Here is an 18,241-nt window from a genome sequence, read left to right on the forward strand (position 1 = left end):
CATTTCCCGTACGACACTATCTCTAAGAATAAAATATAGGAACCACTTTCATATCGAATGGCGTTAAAGTCTTTATTTAGTTTATTTTCCAGCGATCTGGCCATTGACCTCGGGACGGCGAACACGCTCGTCTATGCAAAGGGGCGCGGCATTGTCGTCAGCGAACCCTCGATAGTTGCGATCAATAAAGTGACCAATCAGGTCGAAGCGGTCGGCCGCGATGCAAAGGAAATGCTCGGTCGCACGCCGGGAAATATAGTCGCTATCCGCCCGATGAAGGACGGCGTGATCGCGAATTTTGAAGTAACGGAAAAGATGCTCCAGCACTTTATCCGAAAGGCTCACAACGGCAAATCGTGGGTGCGTCCGCGTGTGGTCATCGGTATTCCGTCTGAGATCACGCAGGTCGAGCGCCGCGCGGTCGAGGATTCCGCGTATCGTGCCAAGGCCAGTGAAGTTTACCTTGTCGAAGAAGCAATGGCCGCGGCGATAGGTGCGGGCCTGCCTATAACCGAGCCGCATGGCAATATGGTCGTCGATATCGGCGGCGGAACGACGGATATCGCCGTTATCTCGTTATCAGGCATCGTATATTCGCGCGCCGTGCGGGTTGCGGGCAACGAGATGGACGAGGCAATTACGCAGTACATAAAGCGCAAGCACAACCTGCTGATCGGCGAGCGCACTGCGGAAGCCATCAAGATAGCGCTCGGCAGTGCCTTTCCGCTGGATGAGCCGCTCTCGATGGATGTGCGCGGCCGCAACTTGATAGAAGGCATACCAAAGACGATAACGATGACGGATGAGGAGATCCGCGAAGCGCTCGCCGACTCGATCGCGACGATCATCAACGCCGTTCGCGTCGCCCTCGAGCGTACTCCGCCGGAATTGTCCGCAGATATCGTCGAGCGCGGCATCGTTCTTACCGGCGGCGGTGCGTTGCTTAAGAATCTCGACAAGCGTTTGATGATCGAGACCGGTCTGCCGGTCGTCATCGCTGACGACCCTCTCTCCTCGGTCGTGCTGGGCACGGGCAAGATGCTCTCGGATTTCGAGCTTCTCAAGCGTGTCAAGTGGGACAACTCGTTGATGACAGGAAGTTAAGTATGGCGTGGCGATACTCGTTTGCGGTGACACAGTCGGGCAAGCCTATGTGTCGCCGTTTCTCGTCATTAGACAGCCTCGTGCCGTATGGTTGAGCGAAGTCAAAAAGAGGTCTGGCGGCTTGCCCCGTGGCTGATGATCGCATTGCTGCTGCTGAACTTTATCCTGATGGCGTTCGACGCAAGGGATATAAGGTCGGGGCATCTTGTCGTGCGTGCGTGGGCGCAGACCATTGCGGACTTTGTCCAATCGCCGATAACGTCGGTAACCAGCGCGGTCGGAAATTATTTCACCTCGATCGCGGAGCTTCGTTCGGCAGCATCGGAAAATGACATTCTGAAGCAGCGTGTGCAGGAACTCGAGGTCGAGGTCAAGCGAAGCGAAGATCTGTCGAACGAGAACGAGCGGCTAAAAGCGTTGCTCGATCTAAAGGAGAGCAGCAAATATAAGGTGCTGACCGCCCGCATAATCGGCCGCGACCCATCGGTTTGGTTCGATTCGTCGATAATAAACCGCGGCAGCCTCGACGGCGTGAAGCTCAATATGCCTATCGTCGCGGACGGCGGGCTTGTGGGCCGCGTTACGGCTGTCAGCCCGCTTACGGCACAGGTCGATCTGATCACGTACAGTAAGTCGGGTGTCGGCGGCGTTGTGGGCGAGATTAGCGGCTCAAATGCCTTGGGTGTCGTTACCGGAACAAGCAAAAAGGATCTGCTCGAGATGAAGTATGTGCCGGGAACGGCTGACGTGCAGGTCGGCCAATCGGTATTTACGACCGGGCAGGACGGCATCTTTCCGGCAGGCTTGAAGATCGGCGAGATCGTAAGCGTTGTTAGCGGCTCGGCAACGACGCCGCATCAGATACAGATAAGGCCCGCCGCGAAGTTGAATTCGATGCAGGAGGTCGGCGTCCTGCTTTACGAATCGCCGCAGCAGGTCGAATACGACCAAAAGGTGCCGAACGCCGTAAAGAAGTAGGCAGCATTATCAATAATGGAAGGAGTTAAACTCACGATCGCACTCATCATCGCCGTGCTTTTGCAGTGGACACTGCGGAGCGTTTCGGAGGTGTTCGCGTTCGTTGACCTTCCGTTGATCATCGTCGTTTATGCGGCGCTTCAAAGGGATTCGATAAGGGCGTTGCTGTTCGGAACCGCAGCAGGACTGGCTGTCGATGCACTCAGCGGAGGACTGCTCGGAGCCAATGGGTTTACGAAAACGCTCATCGCCTTCGCAGTGTCAGAGCTTGCCCGCCGCGTGTATTTGGACAACATTTTGCTGCGTATTCCCGTCCTAGCATCAGCGAGTGTGTTGAACGGCCTTGTCTATTTCGGGCTTCATCGGCTGTTGGGGCAGGTGCCGAGCGGCGATCCGCTCATTACGGGTGCGTATTCGCTTATCGGCACGACCATTTCGGGCACGCTCATTTATCTTGCGCTCGACAGCATTGGTAAAGGACGAACCCGTGTTCGCCGCAAACGCGAGGTATTCTCGGTGCGCAGGCAGACGAGGCGGCGTAACCCTATACGCTTGACCAAGTAGGGCAGCGGAACGATATGAAACTGAACGATCATGTTCAAAACCTTCGAGCACGTGTCGGAACGATACAGTTGCTGGCGTTCATTCTGCTTGCTTTGCTCGGAACTCGGCTGTACTACTTGCAGATCGTTCGCGGCGATTACTTCAGCGAGCGGGCCGAGAGTCAGCGTGTTCGCCTGATACCGATACCTGCACCGCGCGGCGCGATCTTTGACCGCTACGGCAAGCTGCTCGTTGATTCGCGGCCGACATACAACATCGTCATTTCGAACGACGGTTTGAAGTCGCTCAATACCGACAACCGGATCGAAGCATATTCCGGCGGGCTTAAGCTCGACCGGCAATTTGTCATCGACCGTATCGCTCTCATAAAAAAGCAGAACGATTTCGAATCGCTCGTGCTTAAGGAAAATGTCTCGATACCTGATATCACGTGGGTCGAGGCACATTCGCTTGAGTTTCCCGAACTTCGCGTTGAATTGCAGCCTCAGCGGCATTACCCGCTCGGAACTTCGCTTGCGCATGTGCTCGGTTATGTCGGCGAGATCAGCCCGAAGCAGCTCGAAGACCCTGAATATAAAGAAAAAGGCTTCCGTCCCGGCGACATTATCGGTAAAGGCGGTCTCGAGCAGTATTACGACGAATTCCTTCGCGGGCGTCCGGGCTATCGAAAGGTGCTTGTGGACAGCCGCGGCCGCGTGCAGAGCGAACTTGAGGTCGTGCAGCCGCAATCGGGCCAAGACCTTGTAACCACGATCGACTACGACCTTCAGCTTGCAGCGGAAGAGCAGCTTGCGAACTCATCGACAAAACGCGGGACGATAATCGCGATGGACCCGAACAACGGTGAGATGCTTGCGATGGCGTCGGCTCCGTCATTCGATCCGAATGTCTTTGTAAAGGGCAGCTCCGACCCTGCGGGCCGCAAGCAGATCGCCGCGTATTGGCAGGATGAGACGCGACCCCTCTACAACCGCGCGATACAAGGAAGATACCCGCCGGGATCGACCTGGAAGATCCCCGAATCGGTAGCCGCACTGCGGCAGGGAACGATAACCGTTGCCCATTCGAACGTGATCTGCGGCGGCGGCATCACGATCGGCAACAAATTCACGCGCTGCATGGGCAGCCATGGTGCTCCGCCGCTTGACCTTGCTATCACAAAATCGTGTGACGGCTACTATTATCACCTTGCCCTAAAGATGGGCATTGACGGCCTGATAAAGATGGTCGAGGACTTCGGCCTCGATCAGCGGACAGGTATCGACCTTCCGCACGAAAAGATACCGCAGACGCCGAAGACATGGATGCCCTACATCCTCAAACGCGAAGGAAAGTGGAGCGATATCAGAACTGTGTACGCCTCGATCGGCCAAGACACGGTCGTGGTAACGCCGATATCAATGCTTCGTGTGATAGCAACTGTCGGAATGCGCGGCCGCGAGTATATTCCGCACTTTCTAAAAGAATTCAAGCCGATCGCTGCGATAGGGCAGGAGAACGACCCGAATTATATGCCGGCACGGCCCGGCTTCGGTTTTCAGCATCCTGAACCGCGGCTTGTTGAGATGGATGACAAGCAGTGGGACCTTGTGATCAAGGGAATGTGGGGCGTGGTTAACGCCGGCGGTACGGCAGCGTCGATCCGTATGCCTGACCTCGAGATAGCGGGTAAGACCGGTACGGCACAGGTCGCATCGCTCGGAAAGGATACAGGAAAGAACAAGGATCACGCTTGGTTCGACAGCTTTGCGCCTGCGTACAAACCCGAGATAGCCGTCGTTTCACTTATCGAGAACTCAGGATTCGGAGCTGCTAACGCCGGTCCTGCTGCACGCGGAATGTATCAGGCATGGCTTGCCAAGAAGCGCGCTGCAACGCCCGATCAGGAGGCTGCGGCTGAATAGTAGATGGTCGCGATCTTCGAAAAACACGATCTTCGTGATTTTGATTGGCCGACGGCGTTGCTTGCGACACTGATCGCGGCATTCGGCGTTTGGCAGATCCACAACGCGCTGCCGTCCGAGAATTATTGGACCAAACAGATCATCGGTATCGTTATCGCTCTGGCGGCATTTCTTGTCGTCAGCTTTATGGATTATCGCAGGCTGATCGACCTTGCTCCGGTATTTTACGTGATCGGCCTTGTGATGCTGCTGATGGTGCTGACGCCCCTCGGTGTTACCATAAACGGCCAAAAGGCGTGGGTGCGTATCGCAGGCATTCAGTTCCAGCCGTCCGAGTTTTGCAAGATACCGACGGCTCTGATGCTTGCAAAATTTTTTGGTGCTAAAAAAGGCGGTACGCTCAGTATCCGCGAGATGCTTATCGGCGGTGCGATCTTTGCGGGGCCGATCCTGCTGATACTTCTCGAGCCCGACGCAGGGCAGGCTATTACCTATTTTCCGATACTGGCCGCGATGTATTTCCTGTCCGGGATCAAGATGAGATACGTTGTGCTGGCGGTTGTCGCAGCAGCGGTGCTTGTGCCTGCGGCGTGGATCGTCGGGGTCAAGACCGGCAAGATAAAGACCTATCAGCAGGAGCGTATAAACGCCATAATCGACCCCAGCAGCGTCGATCCGCGAGGCTTTGGTTATCACACTATCCAATCCACGATAACCGTCGGCAAGGGCGGGCTTTCGGGCAATCAAGGCGACACGGAAACATCACAGAGCGTGCTGAAATTCCTGCCCGAGCCGCAGACCGATTTCATCTTTGCCGTTACGGCGGAAAACACCGGATTTATCGGCTGCGTATCGCTGCTGCTGGCTTACGCACTGCTGCTGTCGCGAATGATCGCGGGTGCCCGCCAATCGTCCGAACGATCGGGAATGCTGCTGATAATGTCGATCGTTTGCGGGCTTGTTTTTCAGATATTTATGAATGTCGGGATGGCTCTCGGCATACTGCCCGTTATAGGTGTGCCGCTTCCGCTGATGAGTGCGGGGCTGTCGGCGATATTATCGACATTTATTGCCATCGGGTTTGTAGTAAGCGTAAAATTACGTCGTTTTGTTAACTAAGTGAGGCTGTAGTATGGCTAAGGGTTCAAATGGTTCTGATGGTGTTGAGGTAAGGTCCGGCGGCGAAAAACGCACGGGGCTGTCTACCTTCACATTGATGCTCACCGCATTGATGCTCGCACTTGCTGCCGGGTCAATGACGGGCGTTCTGGCATCGTATTATCTGAATAATTCGCGTTATTCGGTCGAGGTCTCCGCTCTCGCGACCTATCGCCCGCCGCAGGTGACGACCATTTACGCCGATGACGGCGAGACCGTGCTTGCGGAATTCGCGATCGAGAAACGTATCCCGATAAAGATACAGGACGTACCAGATCGCGTTACCGATGCGCTGCTTGCGATCGAGGACTACCGTTTTCGCGACCACATCGGCATCGACCCTTACCGCATTATCGGTGCGGTTTTCAGGAATATAACGACGGGCCGAACAGAAGGCGCCTCGACCATCACGCAGCAGCTTGCAAAAAACCTTTTCCTCTATAAGGACCAGACATACAGCCGTAAGGTAAATGAGTGGGCTGTTGCCCTGCAGATCGAGCGTTTGTACACAAAGGACCAGATCCTCGAAATGTATATGAACTACGTCTTTCTCGGTGCAGGTTCGTATGGTTTTGAGGCCGGTGCGCGAACGTATTTCGGCAAGTCGCTCAAGGATCTGACGCTCGAGGAAGCGGCATTGCTCGCGGCCATACCGAAATCGCCGGAGTATTCGCCGACACGCAATATGGCGAAAGCTCTTGAGCGCCGCAACGTTGTGCTTGATCAGATGCGTAAGTACTTTCCCGATAAGTACTCACAAGCTGAGATCGACGCCGCAAAAGCGACAGAGATCAAGCTTGCCGACACGGCGTACTATCAATCACAGCCGAAATCGACCGCTTGGGATTATCCTGTCGAAGAGGTTCGCCGCTATCTTGAAGAAAAATATACGACACGCGTCGCACAGGGCGGCCTAAAGGTCTATACGACGATAAATGTCGAGGCACAGAAGATCGCGACGACCGCCATCCGGCAAGGGCTGCGTTCATACGACAGAGGCCGGCCATGGCGTTCGGAATATCAGAATATCCTCGTGGATGACGACGGCGAACCCATAACCGATCAGAAGGAGATCGATCGCCGCCTCCAGTCCTATAAACACGCCGATTGGTACGGCGATGATTACAAAGAGGGTGAGTACATCAAGGGACTTGTGGTCAAGGCCAGCCCGACGTCGGATGAGGTCGGCGTCAGATTCGGACGCTATAAGGCGATCGTCCGTCCCGGCAATATGGGCCGGAGCGGCCGGCGGCCGGTTGCTGAGCTCAAGCCCGGCTTTCTTGCCGAATTTCTCGTAAAGAAGGTAGATAACGAGCATCAGCTGCTAGACGTCGAACTGCAGCAAGTGCCGGAGGTGCAGGCGGCACTCACCTGTATAAATTCCCACACGGGCGAGATCGTCGCGATGGTCGGCGGCTATGATTTCCATACGAACAAATTCAACAATGCCACGCAAGGCTTGCGGCAGACAGGCTCGGCGTATAAGCCTTTCATCTACACGGCAGCCGTCGAGGACGGCATGACGCCCGACAGCGTGGTCAGCGGTGCTCCGATCAAACGCGGCGGCTGGCAGCCGCACAACTACGACGGCAGTACGAGCCACGGCAACGTGCCGATGAAGATCGCACTTGCCAAGTCGTACAATATCGCAGCGGTTCATCTACTTGAACAGGTCGGCATCCAGGCAGGTGCACAGATGGTAAGACGTTTCGGCATCTCAAATCCGATGGCGCCGAGCCTTCCGTCGGCATTGGGTGCGAGCGAGGCTTCGCTCCTAGAGATGACCTCGGCATACTCGGTATTTCCGAACAAGGGCATCAGAATGACGCCGCACCTGATCCGAAAGGTCTATAACCGCGACGGGTCGCTGCTTGAAGAATATGACGGAGGCAGCTCAAAGGTAACGAGCGAATACGTTGCTTCGACGATGGTTCAGATGATGCGCGGCGTTACCAGCGGCGGCGGTACCGCGGCCGGAGCAAGCGCCGCAGGCCAGCAGCTCGCCGGTAAGACCGGAACCGTGAACGATCATACCGACGTTTGGTTCATAGGCTATACGCCGACCTACGTTACGGGAGTTTGGATGGGCAACCCGCTCAGAAAAGAGAACCTCGGCAATAGTATGACCGGCGGCCATGGAGCATTGCCGTATTTCAATGCATTTATGAATCCCTTTATGAAGGGTAAGCCGCACGACAGCTTCTCGGCTCCGCCGCCGATGCCGCCCGATATCAAGGCTCTCTCGGAACGCAACAAACGCGAGGAACTCGAAAAACTCGAGGATGCCGATGCCAAAGGACGTTTGATCACGGGCGGCCCCGTGAGTGATAAGCCTTCGGCCGATCCGGAGCTTACCGCGCCTGATCCCAAGGGAGACGACAAGCCTTCGGTTACGATCGAACCTCACGTTGAGAAGCCGACAGCTCCTGTCGATAATCCGCCGCGCAGGCCGGAAGTGAAACCGCCGGCAACTCGCCCTGAAGTACCGGCCGAAAAGCCGGCAGGTGAGAAACGCAAGGGCAAAAAAGGCGACGGATAGGGCAAGGTACCGCAATATGGGTAAAAAGTTCAAGGGCTCCGATCACGGAGCCCTTGAACTTTTTCCGAATATCGCCGGAGGCCTAGCCGTTGATAAAGCGGCCCAGGTAATAAGGCAGCATCTTTCGCCACCACGGCCAATCGTGTGCAACATCGTGGCCCCAAAGTTCGAGCAGATGCGGAATACCCTTGGAGTTCAGCAGATCCGAGAATTCACGGCTTCGCTCCGGCGCCTCATAGTTGCCCCGGCCCGTTACGATCACTATCGAATCCGCATGCCGCAGGCGCGGCAGGTGATGATCATCATTCAAATTACGCAAATACATCGTCGGGTTATTGAAATAGACGTTGTCGTCGTAATAGCCCTTGTCGAGGTAGTTGTAGATGTCGTAACTGCCGCTCATGGCGATCGTGCCGCGGAACAGATCAGAGTGTTTGAAGTAAGTATTGACCGCGAGAAATGCACCGAGCGACGCTCCTGTTGTAAGCGGACGCGCATTGGGGCCGCATTCATTTCGAATAAGCGGCAGAACCTCGTCAACGATGTAGCGGTCGTAACGCGACAGCATCTCAACTTTCCACGCGGGATGCGACTCGCGGTTAAGCAGGCTGTATTTGTTAACCGAATTGATCGAATATGCCCGTATCAAACCCGCATCAATATAGTCCTTGATCGCGTCGATCAGGTGAAAACGCTCATATTCCAAATAGTCGGCCGCGGCCGTTGGGAACATCAACAGCGGATAGCCCGAATGGCCGTACGCGACCAGCGGCATATCCATATTAAGGTTGTGGCTGTACCACGATGTAATGTCTCGTCTCATAATCGTAACGGCCCGCTCGGGAAAATTCACGGGCCGAAGTTCCGCTTTCTATCTTACTACTGTGATCTCTCTGCTCGTCGAATTGTAGCCGCCGTTATCAACGACATTGCCGGCAGCATCAACGAGTTCAAGTTTGACGGTGTGTGTACCCGCTGTCCAGCCCGAAAGCCATATCGGCTCCCATTTTTCGATGAACTGCGGCTCGCTGCCGTCAACCGACCAGCGCACTCGATATTCGCCGCCGTCGCCCTTCAATTTAGCACCGGAGAGCCAAAAGTCCAGCATGATCGCGTTCGCATCATCGCCCTTATACTCACCTTTCGGGCGGCTGTATGTAAGCAAAGGCTTTGAGGCATCGACCGCACCGGCGTTGCTTGCTTTCATATCCTTGCCTTCGGGCGTCGCCTTTGGCTCGGTGTTCGCAACGGTGTTCCCGTTAACGGTCGTCGGCTTAGTGGTATCGGCATTGCCGTTCTTGACCGAGAATTTCACCATCTGAAATGCGCCTTCGTTCTTATAGCTCTCGTGCCAAGGCCGCGACGGAAAGACCCGTATAGTGTGGGCGCCGTCAGTTACATTCCGCAGTTCGAACTCTTGGTCGAGATCGTAATATGCCTCGTACGGCTGGTTGTCCAGGATGACGTGAATGTGATTGCCGGTGTGTGTTTCCTCATTCATGCCCGGCTTGTAGCCCTTAAGATCGCCGCCGAGTTCCAACTTCAGCTTTACGGTCGAGCTTGTCAGATCGGCGTTCGCCCGTGGCTCGATTATCTTAAGTGTCGGCTTTGCGGAGTCCTGCTCGCCGCGTGCGGCCATCATGTCCTTGATCTTCTGCGGACGCTCAACGACCGAAAGACTCTGCTTTTCAGGCGCCGCATTGTTCGTCGGCGTATTATTTGCTGTCGGAGCGTTGTTCGTTGCGGTACCTCCGCAAGCGGCAAGAAAAACGCCCGTGATAACGGTTAAAATGATCTTAGTAAATCTCATAAATACCTCGTGAAAGTGGGAACACAGCCTTTATTATGCGGCGTTGCCCGGCTGTGTATGGACCTGCGGCGATACAGCCGCCTTTTGTACTTCTGCTTCCGAGTTCTCATATCCGAAAACGCGGCGAAAATTCACTTCCAAACGCTCTTCAACTTCTGCAAGAGCGATCTCGCGGCCGAGCAGGCGATCCATTGACGTTACAGGTTCGCCTTCGCACGCGATGATCCAATTGTAATAAGAAAGGTCGGTGTTCACATTGAGTGCAAAGCCGTGGGTCGTAACCCAACGCTTGATATGAACGCCGATAGCCGCGACCTTTCCTTGCTCAGTGTGTACGCCGGTCAAGCCTTCTATGGTAAAGGCCTTGATCCCGAAATCATCCATCGTGCGGATCAGTACCTCTTCGAGGTCGCGCACATATCTGTGTACGTCCTCGCGCTCGGGCGAAAGTGAGATTATCGGATAGCCGACGATCTGGCCGATGCCGTGATACGTAACGCGGCCGCCGCGATTTATCTCGAATACCTCGACACCCAAGTTTCGCAGCACCTCGGCCGTTGCAAGTACGCCGCTCTCATTTGCACGCCTGCCGATGGTGAATGTGTGAGGATGCTCAAGCAGCAACAGATGATCCGCTTCACGCCGTTCGATGACCTCGGCTTCGAGCTTCGCCTGCAGATCGAGCGAATCGGCGTAGCCAACCCTTCCGAGCCTGCGAACCTCTAAACTGCGTCTTGCCATATGGCTATGATAAGATTTTCGAGACGTTTTGAACAGGAAGTTACGATGATGAGCAATTCGAAAGGGCTATTTCTGATCGTCGCATTGATGATCTTGATGCTCTCCGGCTCTGCTTTTGCGCAGAAGCGGACGACGAAGAGGCCGGTGCGGCGAGCGCCCGCAAAAGTATCGACCGTACCGCCGCTCGACGTACGTGCTGCCCGCGAAAAGGTCGATAATCAGCTTGCGAATGTTAACCGCTTTATTGACGTGCTCGGGCCGATAGCGCAGGGCATCGAAGATCTGGATGCTCAGGCCGGCACAAAGCCCCTTTCGAAAACAGCCGCAGACAGCAATGCCGCGAATAAACGAAAAGTGGTCGGTGCTATCCGGAATCTCAAGATCGGGATTTCTCAGCTTGAATCAGAATTTCGCACAAAGGCATCGCTGGCAAAATATCTGCCACAGATAAGCGGAATGACCGATCTTATGGCTCAGGCTGAGGATCTTGCGATCGCGGGGAAATTCGTCGCGTCAAAGGATCCGCTGCGGGGCGTCGCAGGCAAGTTGACGGACACGCTCGGCGTAATGCCGCGTTGATGCCCTACTGCTTATTTAGCTTTATCTCGAGGCCTGCCGTGTCGCAGGCCTCTTGCTTTTCCGTACTCGCGGAGGCGCGATGATCATCGGACGGCGGGATGCCCAATTTTTCGCGGATGAACTTCTCGCCCTCCGTTTCGATCATTTCGCCATTGATGAGGAATGTTCTCTTGAGAAGCGTATCGCCCTTTGTTTCAACCTTTGACGGGTCGATGAAGATGTACCAAGGCGTGCCCCAATTTCGAAAATCGCCGGCTAAGGTTCGATAGCGGTAATGCTTGGTCTTTTTCGCATCCTCCTGACTGTCCGATTCGTAAACAACAGGGAATGCGACCTTATTGGCCTCCAGATTCGACCGCATCGATGCGACCGAGCTGTATTCACCAACGCCTATGATCTCAAGACCTTTTGAAGAGTAGTCTTTGTAGAACCTTCTTAGGAACGTGATATCGTGCCGCCAGCCATGGCACCAAGGGGCAAAATAAACGATGATGACGAGTTTTTTGCCTGCGATCATTTGCCGCAGATCACGATCCTCGCCCGTTCGGACATCCTTCAGGGTCCAATTCTTATATGAGATATCCTTCTCGACGATCGGTGACTGCTCATTTTGAGCCGCTGTCGCCGCAAAGGACGCCAAAATAAAGAAGATCGCAAAGAATATTCTCATACGTTCTGATAAAGACTATCTATTCAGATGCCAAACATCAAGAAAAAAGTTGGCGCATTGAATTCGACACCGCCGCAATGCGGCAGAATCAAGCGTTTGTGGTAAAATACGGCTCAAGATCATGGCCGATAAACCGACAGTTACCGATATTTTCCGTTTCGCACTCGAACAGCGTAAGTCTAACCCGAACGCTTCATATGGCGATCTGAAGTCGCAGATCGTAAGCAAGTACAGTGGCGGCGCATTTCCGGGCAATGCATTTTTGACGATCCCTGAGTATGACAACATCGTGCCTGAAGAAGATTGGACCGCAGGCTTGCCTGTCGTGATGCGCGGCATTCAGGGCGAGAATTGGCAGGAGGTTGCCCACGGCATCATCATCAGCCTCGAACAGATCGAGAACTACCCTAAGCAGTCAGGGCGTGAGGACGACCCGACAAAAGATTGGCGCGACCGTGATGCCGGCATCGAGGACGCCGAAGAAAAGGTCCTTGAAAAATGGATGCCGGAAGATCTGATGTCGCTCGCAAAACGCAGCTCACATACGTAAAGGCCGTTGCGCTCGATCATTGATCTAGCGTGATGCTCGCTCCGTCCTTTGCCTCGATCACGTTACACGGCGGGTCGAGGCTCCTTATTTCCTCCGCGATATCGACCGCATCCCAATCCGAAAAGAAGTGCGTAAGCATCGCCAGCCGCGGCTTCGCCTTGCGTATCAGGAACATCGCCTCCCGCAGTTCAAGGTGTGTGTCGAGCGGCTTGTCCTTAAAGAACGAACATTCGAGGATAAAGAGATCGACGCCGGCGGCCATTGCGGCCAAGGCCTCGTCAAAACCCGTGTCCGATGTGAAGGCGATCGTCCGCTCGCCGTTGTCGATGTGTATGGCAAGGCTCTCTTTGGTGTGCGGCGTCTTTGCGGCAACTGCCTTTACGCCGGGCAAGATCTCGAAGTGTTCGAGCGGCGCTGCCTCAACGATATTTACCGGAAAATGCTGCTTCAGCAGCCGATAATTCCCTGCTGCATCCATCGCATCGATCAGGCGGCGAAGCCCTGCCGGGCCGAAGATCGTGAGGGCACTTGCGCGCCGGCTCATTTCAGGAGCATGCTTCATACCGAAGAGCAGCGGTGCAAGCCCGCCGACGTGATCGAGATGGAAGTGCGATATCCAGATGGCATCAAGTGAAGGCCAATCCGGGCGTTCAGCCCCAAGCCGTGAAATGATCGACGGCGGGCAGTCAAGAAGTATGCTGCCCTTGCCGGTGTCAAGCCAATATCCGCTGCTTGTCCGCGTCGGGTGCGGAGCCGAAGAGCCTGAGCCGAGAACGGTCAATCGCATACGGCCGATTGTAGCAGAAAGCCGCCGCGCCGACCGTACCATTCCGGATCGGAATTTCGAGCGGCAAATCTTGACATAAAAGTATGGTTTTGAGATTCTCAAAGTTACGGGAATATCCGAAATTGCTTGCTAAGAGTGGTTTATGAAGATATCGGCTCAAGAGGAATACAGCTTGCGGTGCCTGGTGCAACTTGCCGAGTTATCGGCGGGCGAGAGCCTTACACTGCCGCAGATCGCCGAACGCGAGGGCATCTCGACCGCCAATGCGGGCAAGCTGATGTGGATGCTGAATAAGGCAGGCTTTGTTCAATCCACGCGAGGAACGAAAGGCGGCTATTTTTTAGCGCGGCCTGCGGATGAGATCCGACTTAGTGAGATAATAAAGGTGCTCGACGCGGAAACCGTGCATAAGCACTGCTCGAGCTATTCGGGTGTTAAGGATGAGTGCGTACACAGCGGTGATTGCGGTATAAGGCCCGTAATTTTGGGGGTTCATGAGCTGGTGGAGAATGCGTTATCACAGATAACGCTGCAGCAGCTCGTAGGCAGTGAAAAGAGCGTCGATAAGATGTTCCACTCGATCCAAGGCCTCGACCGCCCGATCGATCTTCAGCGTGCCGGTGTATAGCGGCATTCGCGCAAGAGGAACGCGGCCGATACGGTTATCTGTCGAATAAGAATTATGTCAACGGCAACAGAGTTATTAAAAGATCGCGAATATAAGTACGGATTCGTTACGGACATCGAGACCGAAGTGATCCCGAAAGGGTTATCCGAGGCGACCATACATTTGATCTCGTCCAAGAAGAACGAACCGGAATGGATGCTCGACTTTCGGCTGAAAGCCTATCGAAGCTGGCTGAAACTGAGCGAACCTTCGCGTTGGCCGAACTTCGAGTATCCGGAGATCGACTTTCAGGATATCGCGTACTACGCCGCACCTCGGCATAAACCGAAAAAAGAGTCGATGGATGAGGTCGATCCGAAGCTGATCGAGACCTTTGAAAAGCTGGGCATCCCTCTCAGCGAACAGAAAATGCTGGCAGGCGTTGCGGTCGATGCCGTGTTCGACTCGGTTTCGGTCGCGACAACGTACAAAGAGAAATTGAAGAAAGCGGGCGTCATCTTCTGCTCATTCTCGGATGCCGTGAAGGAGTATCCCGAACTTGTGCAGAAATACCTGGGCTCGGTAGTGCCTTACGGCGACAATTTCTACGCGGCGTTGAACTCGGGGGTGTTTTCGGACGGTTCGTTCGTTTACATTCCTAAAGGCGTTCGCTGCCCGATGGAACTTTCGACGTATTTTCGAATAAATACGCAGGAATCCGGGCAGTTCGAGCGAACGCTTATCGTTGCCGAAGAAGGCGGTTACGTCGCGTATAACGAAGGCTGCACGGCGCCGCAGTTCGATACGAATCAGCTTCACGCGGCGGTCGTCGAACTCGTTGCGTTGGATGATGCCGAGATCAAATATTCGACCGTCCAGAATTGGTACGCGGGTGATGAGAACGGCGTCGGCGGCATATTCAATTTTGTTACGAAACGCGGCGCCTGCCGCGGAAAGAACGCAAAGATCTCATGGACACAGGTCGAGACCGGCTCTGCCATCACGTGGAAATATCCGAGCGTTATCCTGCAGGGCGACAATTCGATCGGTGAGTTCTACTCGGTCGCGTTGACCAATGACGCGCAGATCGCCGATACGGGCACCAAGATGATCCACATCGGCAAGAATACACGCTCGACGATTATCTCAAAGGGCATTTCTGCGGGACGGTCCAATAATTCGTATCGCGGCCAGGTCAAGGTGATGCCGAAAGCCGAAGGGGCAAGGAATTATACTCAGTGCGATTCGATGCTGATCGGCAGCAGCTGCGAGGCGAACACCTTTCCATACATCGAAGTGATGAACAACACTGCCCGTGTTGAGCACGAGGCGACCACTTCAAAGATCAGCGAGGACCAGCTCTTCTATCTGCAGCAGCGCGGCATCTCGCAGGAAGACGCCGTCTCGCTCATCATCAACGGCTTCTGCAAGGACGTGTTCCGCGAGCTGCCGATGGAATATGCCGTTGAGGCACAGAAGTTGCTGGGTCTGAAACTCGAAGGAAGTGTGGGGTAGGCAAACATATGAGTAGTTGTGAGTCTGTAGTGCTTGAAAGGTTCATACTTAATAAGATGAGACACTTATTGTTACTACCTCTTGTAATACTAACTTTATTAGTTTCCGTCTCGGCTCAAGTCCGAGTTACTGGCGTCGTAACATCAGTCGAGAGCGGGGAATTGTTTATTCTTAGCTTAAATAGAAATACAAGTATTCCTATTAAGTTACGTCTGATTGAAACACCAACAGATGACCAGGAATTATATGAGGTAGTTAGAGATCACGTTAGCAATTTTTTATTGGGCAAAACTATTACTGTCACAATTACGAGACTAGAGAATAGTTATGAGCTGGCTGTAATTTTAGATGGAATTGAAATCAGCAAACAAATGGTTCGTGATGGTGCAGCTTGGTATTTGGACGACGCCACGCTTGATGCAGAAACGCGTAATGAATTTAGAACTTTAGAAAATCTCGCAAAGTCAGAGAAACGTGGCATATGGGGAGTTGATGGTTTAATTAAGCCCTCAATATTAAGAAAAGCGATTGAGGAATCAAAAGATCCGATCACAGACAATGCTGTAGCGCTGATTGCCTGGCAAATGTTAGGGTCGTCGGTTGAAGATGTTTTTGCACCAGAAATATATTCCGCGCAATCTGGGTCCTGCTCGGGTCGAGTTGTCGGAGTATCTGACGGCGACACTGTCACTATCCTGAATAACAATAATCAAACAATAAAAGTTAGACTCGAAGGAATTGATGCGCCAGAAAAGTCACAATCTTGCGGGATGCGTTCAAAGGAATTTTTATCGGACCAGATTTTTGGCAAAACTGTTAGCTGTGAATCACATAAACAAGATCGTTACGGAAGATCGATCGGGAAAATTTCTTTTAACGGACGTGACATAAATAAATCCATGGTCGACAGCGGATTTGCTTGGCATTATAAAAATTACGCATCTGAACAATCACAAATTGACCGTGTTTCATATAGCTCCGCGGAATCGTCAGCAAGATCATCTGGTTTGGGAATTTGGGCGACAACCTGCGACCATACGCCGCCTTGGGAATTCAGAAAAAACAAATTTTTAGCAACTTTTACGGACAATTATTATGATAACTTTGCCTCTCAACTAAGCAGGACTTTCTATTATTCAAATTCGGGAAGTCCATTGTCATCTGGCAGTGGGCCCGTTCAAGTACGTGGATATTATCGAAGTAATGGCGCCTATGTACAATCGCATACACGGAGGTCTCCAAGAAGATAAATTATTGGATATTTTAGATTGTTAGGGATTAACAACAAGGAAACGGGGAAAAGTGTGGCTATGAGGACGTATGAATTTAGCAATTGAACTTGAACAAGAAGATGACGGCCGTTGGATCGCTGAGATCGATGAGCTTGATGGAGTTCTCGTTTATGGCGATACAAAGGAAGAAGCGATTCGGAACGTAAAAACGCTTGCCCTTCGTGTTATCGCCGATCGACTTGAAAATGGCGAGAATTTGCCCCAACAAGTGGAGAGCCTGATATTTCAAGCAGCATGAGTAGCTGGAGATCGGCAAAAGCCAGGCGCGTTTTGGCCGCACTGGAGAGCATCGGCTGGCGCGTCAAACGTCAGAAGGGGTCACACAAAACCCTTTCACGAGAGGGCTGGGCGGATTATGTATTTGCGTTTCACGACGGTGATGAGATCGGGTCAAAGATGATGGCCCGCATTGCCAAAAAGACCGGACTAAAACCGGAAGATGTTTGATTTGGCTCGAATGCAGATGGAATGCTCTGTCGAAGTTCAGAAATTGCTTGGATTGAAATTCGAAGGAACCGTGGGTTAGACACTAACCACGTAGGCACATAGAACATATAGGATCTTGCTGTGTTTTCTCTGTGACTGTGTGATTAAAAAGAAGCGATGAGAAAACCACATAGAAACATAGACGACATAGAAAATGAATCCTGAAACTATGCGGCCTATGTGACTGTCTGGTTTAAAAAAATGATGTTATTGGAAGTAAAAGACCTGCATGCAGGCATCGAAGGAAAAAAGATATTGAAAGGCCTGAATCTTCAGGTCAACAAGGGCGAGGTCCACGCCATCATGGGGCCGAACGGTTCGGGCAAGTCAACCTTGTCAAAGGTTCTCGCCGGCCATCCGTCATACGAGGTTACTTCGGGCGAAGTGCTGTTTGAAGGGCGCAACCTGCTTGAGCTCGATCCGGACGAGCGCGCACGCGAGGGCGTCTTTATGGCGTTCCAATATCCGGTCGAGGTGCCGGGCGTTTCAAACTCGCAGTTTCTGCGTCTTGCGTACAACGAAAAGATGAAGCACATCGGCGAGGAGGAGCTCGACCCGCTCGAATTCAACGATCATCTGAAGGAAAAGGCGAAACTCGTCGAGATGGATCCGCAGTTCTTCAAGCGGTCGGTGAATGAGGGTTTCTCGGGCGGTGAAAAGAAGCGTAACGAGATACTGCAAATGGCAGTGCTCGAACCAAAGCTTGCGATCCTTGACGAGACCGATTCGGGGCTTGATATTGACGCCCTGCGCATCGTCGCCGAGGGCGTGAACAAGCTGCGTTCGAGCGAGAATGCCATCATCCTCGTTACGCACTATCAGCGGCTTTTGAATTACATTCAGCCCGATTTCGTCCATGTACTTGCGGGTGGCAAGATCGTGAAGGAAGGCGGCAAAGATCTTGCTCTCGAACTCGAAGAAAAGGGCTACGATTGGGTGAAAGCAGCCGCAAAGTAA

The 18,241-nt window shown here is 53.3% G+C and carries 19 protein-coding genes; 14 read left to right on the forward strand and 5 right to left on the reverse strand.

Annotation, left to right across the window (positions count from 1 at the left end; genetic code table 11):
- Nucleotides 1–57 precede the first annotated feature (57 nt).
- The 6 genes from HS105_01535 to HS105_01560 all read left to right on the forward strand — a co-directional run bounded on the left by HS105_01535 (nucleotide 58) and on the right by HS105_01560 (nucleotide 8,247).
- Nucleotides 58–1,104 carry a rod shape-determining protein gene (locus HS105_01535; protein ID MBE7515286.1) on the forward strand — a complete coding sequence of 349 codons (1,047 nt, stop codon included), beginning with the start codon at nucleotides 58–60 and terminating at the stop codon, nucleotides 1,102–1,104.
- Nucleotides 1,105–1,191: 87 nt separating this feature from the next.
- Nucleotides 1,192–2,082, forward strand: coding sequence for a rod shape-determining protein MreC (gene mreC, locus HS105_01540; GenBank protein ID MBE7515287.1), 891 nt, complete (start codon nucleotides 1,192–1,194; stop codon nucleotides 2,080–2,082).
- Nucleotides 2,083–2,097: 15 nt separating this feature from the next.
- Nucleotides 2,098–2,646: a rod shape-determining protein MreD gene (gene mreD / locus HS105_01545; GenBank protein ID MBE7515288.1), complete on the forward strand. Its 549-nt coding sequence runs from the start codon at nucleotides 2,098–2,100 to the stop codon at nucleotides 2,644–2,646.
- A 14-nt stretch (nucleotides 2,647–2,660) separates the two neighbouring features.
- A complete protein-coding gene (gene mrdA, locus HS105_01550) occupies nucleotides 2,661–4,550 on the forward strand; it encodes a penicillin-binding protein 2 (GenBank protein MBE7515289.1) in 1,890 nt (629 codons plus the stop codon).
- A 3-nt stretch (nucleotides 4,551–4,553) separates the two neighbouring features.
- A complete protein-coding gene (locus HS105_01555; protein ID MBE7515290.1) occupies nucleotides 4,554–5,669 on the forward strand; it encodes a rod shape-determining protein RodA in 1,116 nt (371 codons plus the stop codon).
- 13 nt (nucleotides 5,670–5,682) lie between these two features.
- Nucleotides 5,683–8,247, forward strand: coding sequence for a PBP1A family penicillin-binding protein (locus tag HS105_01560; protein MBE7515291.1), 2,565 nt, complete (start codon nucleotides 5,683–5,685; stop codon nucleotides 8,245–8,247).
- A gap of 82 nt (nucleotides 8,248–8,329) precedes the next feature.
- Here the strand turns inward: HS105_01560 and HS105_01565 are convergent, their stop codons facing one another.
- Genes HS105_01565 through lipB form a run of 3 tightly spaced genes read right to left on the reverse strand, consistent with a single transcriptional unit; the run spans nucleotide 8,330 to nucleotide 10,798 of the window.
- Nucleotides 8,330–9,070: an esterase family protein gene (locus HS105_01565; GenBank protein MBE7515292.1), complete on the reverse strand. Its 741-nt coding sequence runs from the start codon at nucleotides 9,068–9,070 to the stop codon at nucleotides 8,330–8,332.
- A gap of 48 nt (nucleotides 9,071–9,118) precedes the next feature.
- Nucleotides 9,119–10,057, reverse strand: a complete 939-nt coding sequence (locus tag HS105_01570; protein MBE7515293.1) for a hypothetical protein — start codon at nucleotides 10,055–10,057, stop codon at nucleotides 9,119–9,121.
- A gap of 33 nt (nucleotides 10,058–10,090) precedes the next feature.
- Nucleotides 10,091–10,798, reverse strand: coding sequence for a lipoyl(octanoyl) transferase LipB (gene lipB, locus HS105_01575; GenBank protein ID MBE7515294.1), 708 nt, complete (start codon nucleotides 10,796–10,798; stop codon nucleotides 10,091–10,093).
- A 45-nt stretch (nucleotides 10,799–10,843) separates the two neighbouring features.
- Here lipB and HS105_01580 point away from each other — a divergent pair, with 45 nt between their 5' ends.
- A complete protein-coding gene (locus HS105_01580; GenBank protein MBE7515295.1) occupies nucleotides 10,844–11,377 on the forward strand; it encodes a hypothetical protein in 534 nt (177 codons plus the stop codon).
- A 4-nt stretch (nucleotides 11,378–11,381) separates the two neighbouring features.
- Here the strand turns inward: HS105_01580 and HS105_01585 are convergent, their stop codons facing one another.
- Nucleotides 11,382–12,047 (reverse strand): TlpA family protein disulfide reductase, encoded by a 666-nt coding sequence (locus HS105_01585; protein MBE7515296.1) that lies wholly within the window; start codon nucleotides 12,045–12,047, stop codon nucleotides 11,382–11,384.
- 121 nt (nucleotides 12,048–12,168) lie between these two features.
- Here HS105_01585 and HS105_01590 point away from each other — a divergent pair, with 121 nt between their 5' ends.
- On the forward strand, nucleotides 12,169–12,597 hold the full coding sequence (locus HS105_01590; GenBank protein ID MBE7515297.1) for a hypothetical protein: 429 nt from the start codon (nucleotides 12,169–12,171) through the stop codon (nucleotides 12,595–12,597).
- Nucleotides 12,598–12,613: 16 nt separating this feature from the next.
- Here the strand turns inward: HS105_01590 and HS105_01595 are convergent, their stop codons facing one another.
- A complete protein-coding gene (locus HS105_01595) occupies nucleotides 12,614–13,384 on the reverse strand; it encodes an MBL fold metallo-hydrolase (GenBank protein MBE7515298.1) in 771 nt (256 codons plus the stop codon).
- Between the two features lie 142 nt (nucleotides 13,385–13,526).
- Between HS105_01595 and HS105_01600 the strand changes: the two genes are divergently transcribed.
- The 6 genes from HS105_01600 to sufC all read left to right on the forward strand — a co-directional run bounded on the left by HS105_01600 (nucleotide 13,527) and on the right by sufC (nucleotide 18,241).
- On the forward strand, nucleotides 13,527–14,012 hold the full coding sequence (locus tag HS105_01600; GenBank protein MBE7515299.1) for an Rrf2 family transcriptional regulator: 486 nt from the start codon (nucleotides 13,527–13,529) through the stop codon (nucleotides 14,010–14,012).
- Nucleotides 14,013–14,066: 54 nt separating this feature from the next.
- Entirely contained in the window at nucleotides 14,067–15,506 is a 1,440-nt protein-coding gene (gene sufB / locus HS105_01605; GenBank protein MBE7515300.1) for a Fe-S cluster assembly protein SufB, read from the forward strand.
- Between the two features lie 8 nt (nucleotides 15,507–15,514).
- On the forward strand, nucleotides 15,515–16,756 hold the full coding sequence (locus HS105_01610) for a thermonuclease family protein (protein MBE7515301.1): 1,242 nt from the start codon (nucleotides 15,515–15,517) through the stop codon (nucleotides 16,754–16,756).
- 70 nt (nucleotides 16,757–16,826) lie between these two features.
- On the forward strand, nucleotides 16,827–17,036 hold the full coding sequence (locus HS105_01615; protein ID MBE7515302.1) for a type II toxin-antitoxin system HicB family antitoxin: 210 nt from the start codon (nucleotides 16,827–16,829) through the stop codon (nucleotides 17,034–17,036).
- Entirely contained in the window at nucleotides 17,033–17,245 is a 213-nt protein-coding gene (locus HS105_01620; protein MBE7515303.1) for a type II toxin-antitoxin system HicA family toxin, read from the forward strand. The genes HS105_01615 and HS105_01620 overlap by 4 nt, the downstream gene beginning before the upstream one ends.
- A 243-nt stretch (nucleotides 17,246–17,488) precedes the next feature.
- A complete protein-coding gene (gene sufC / locus HS105_01625; protein MBE7515304.1) occupies nucleotides 17,489–18,241 on the forward strand; it encodes a Fe-S cluster assembly ATPase SufC in 753 nt (250 codons plus the stop codon).

This window comes from Chloracidobacterium sp., assembly GCA_015075585.1.
In the GTDB taxonomy this organism is placed as follows: Bacteria; Acidobacteriota; Blastocatellia; order Pyrinomonadales; family Pyrinomonadaceae; genus OLB17.